Here is a 603-nt window from a genome sequence, read left to right as displayed (position 1 = left end):
AAAAGTCACACCATGGGAGTGGGTTGCAAAAGAAGTAGGTAGCTTAACCTTCGGGAGGGCGCTTACCACTTTGTGATTCATGACTGGGGTGAAGTCGTAACAAGGTAACCGTAGGGGAACCTGCGGTTGGATCACCTCCTTACCTAAAGATATTGCTTCGAGTGGCGTGCTCACACAGATTGTCTGATGAAAAAGTAACGAGCAAAAGCGTCATAAAAGTACGGTGTCGTGTCCCCTTCGTCTAGAGGCCTAGGACACCGCCCTTTCACGGCGGTAACAGGGGTTCGAATCCCCTAGGGGACGCCAAGCTTCCGACCCACCCGGTGAAAGCGGCGGTCTCAAGTATCTGACGATACACCATATCTTAAAGATGACTTCCGAGTCATGTTTAAGATATTGCTCTTTAACAATCTGGAACAAGCTGAAAATTGAAACATGACGGCTGAAATTTGTCCCTCCGTAGATGTACTGGGATGAAGAGTAACCTGTCATAGAGTCTCTCAAATGTTTGCAGCGCGAACGATGGAAACATCTTCGGGTTGTGAGGTTAAGTGACTAAGCGTACACGGTGGATGCCTAGGCAGTCAGAGGCGATGAAGGGCG

At 49.1% G+C, this 603-nt stretch carries 1 tRNA gene and 1 rRNA gene; both read left to right on the top strand.

Annotated features, from left to right (window positions below):
* Window positions 1–142, top strand: a 16S ribosomal RNA gene (locus tag ACSBQS_RS24555); the annotation flags it as partial.
* Window positions 143–230: 88 nt separating this feature from the next.
* Window positions 231–306 (top strand) — tRNA-Glu (locus ACSBQS_RS24550).
* The last annotated feature ends 297 nt before the right edge of the window (window positions 307–603 follow it).

This window comes from Serratia sp. H402Y, from assembly GCF_051172415.1.
Taxonomy (GTDB): domain Bacteria; phylum Pseudomonadota; class Gammaproteobacteria; order Enterobacterales; family Enterobacteriaceae; genus Serratia; species Serratia ureilytica.
This window is presented reverse-complemented; position numbering and strand designations above follow the sequence as displayed.